This is a genomic window from Arthrospira sp. PCC 8006 (assembly GCF_046480465.1).
GTDB classification, from domain to species: domain Bacteria; phylum Cyanobacteriota; class Cyanobacteriia; order Cyanobacteriales; family Microcoleaceae; genus Limnospira; species Limnospira platensis.
In genome coordinates this window covers 1-1,477 of record NZ_PKGG01000448.1, presented here as the reverse complement: position 1 = coordinate 1,477, position 1,477 = coordinate 1, and the positions used below count along the sequence as shown (strand labels likewise).

Below are 1,477 nucleotides of genomic sequence, written 5' to 3'. Positions count from 1 at the left end.
GAAGGCTCTACAACTGGGGGGCGGTAAATACTGGCAAACTATGTCCTACCGGCTGGCATATTCCAACTTCTGAAGAGTGGGATGAGTTAATTGATTATCTCGGTGGCGAAAATGAGGCTGGCGGTAAAATGAAAACCACTACTGGATGGTCTGCACCAAATGAAGGTGCTACTAATGAAAGTAATTTTAGCGCCTTACCGGCAGGATATAGATACTTCAATTTTGGAGGATTTATGGAAATGTTTGAAACCACCCAATTTTGGACCTCAACCCCTAGCTCCAGAAATAACTACTTCAATAATGTGTATTTGCACAATTGGTCTGAAAAAGCATTCACGTTTTATGCGAGACCAAATTCCGGTTTTTCTTGCCGGTGCATAAAGGACTAAGTCATTTCTCTGCCCATAAAGTCAGATTTATTAGACAGCCAGAAATTGGCCGAAGCAGAAGCCTCAAAACTCCAGCCACGGCTTCTGGGCGATCTTCCCAGACCTAACCTCAAACTCGGAACATAAACATTCTTTTTGAGGTTTATCTTATAGAAGGTGGGGGGGTCAGCATGCTCCGAAATATCCAAGGGTTGTTTTCACGTGAAGACGCAAAGAGTTGTTTCACACAGAGGCGCGAAGGGTTGTTTCGCGCAAAGACGCAAAGGCGCAAAGGGTTGTTTCACACAGAGGCGCGAAGGGTTGTTTCGCGCAAAGACGCAAAGGCGCAAAGAGTTGTTTCACACAGAGGCGCGAAGGGTTGTCTCGCGCAAAGACGCAAAGGCGCAAAGGGTTGTTTCACACAGAGGCGCGAAGGGTTGTCTCGCGCAAAGACGCAAAGGCGCAAAGAGTTGTTTCACACAGAGGTGCAATGGGTTGTTTCGCGCAAAGAGGCAGAGGCGCGAAGGTTTTTATCGCGTAGAGATGCAAAAACGCGAAGGGTTTAAACCGCTTTAGCCTTTTCTGTAACCTAAGTAACGGAAAATAGTGTTTTGGTGTGTGCATCTTTGCAGTGTTCAAACAATGATGGCTTTCGTGGCAAAAATTGGATTGCTTTGAACAACGAATCACTAACAAAAAAAGAATTGACAAATGAAAATTGAACAAATCTATACCGGTTGCTTAGCACAAGGTGCATACTACATTGTTTCTAACGGTGAAGCAGCAATCATAGATCCATTGAGAGAAACCCAACCTTACATCGAAAGAATGGAGAAGGATGGCGTGACTCTGAAATACATTTTTGAAACACACTTCCACGCTGATTTTGTATCGGGTCATATCGATTTGGCTAAGAAAACGGATGCGAAAATCGTTTATGGCCCAACAGCTGAGGTGGGCTTTGAGGCTATCGTTGCCGAAGACAATCAAGAATTCAAAATCGGTGATGTTAGGATTCGCGTGTTGCATACACCCGGACACACCATGGAAAGTACCACTTTTCTCCTCATCGACGAGAATGGGAAACACCACGCCATTTTCTCTGGTGA

General features: G+C 45.0%; 2 protein-coding genes. Both read left to right on the top strand.

Annotation, left to right across the window (positions count from 1 at the left end; all coding sequences use genetic code 11):
- Positions 1-389: fibrobacter succinogenes major paralogous domain-containing protein (locus B9T16_RS28595; protein WP_410246381.1), on the top strand; the 389-nt coding region annotated here is incomplete at its 5' end.
- A 690-nt stretch (positions 390-1,079) separates the two neighbouring features.
- Positions 1,080-1,477, top strand: a 398-nt coding sequence (locus B9T16_RS28590) for an MBL fold metallo-hydrolase (protein WP_410246380.1), incomplete at its 3' end; no start/stop codon positions are given.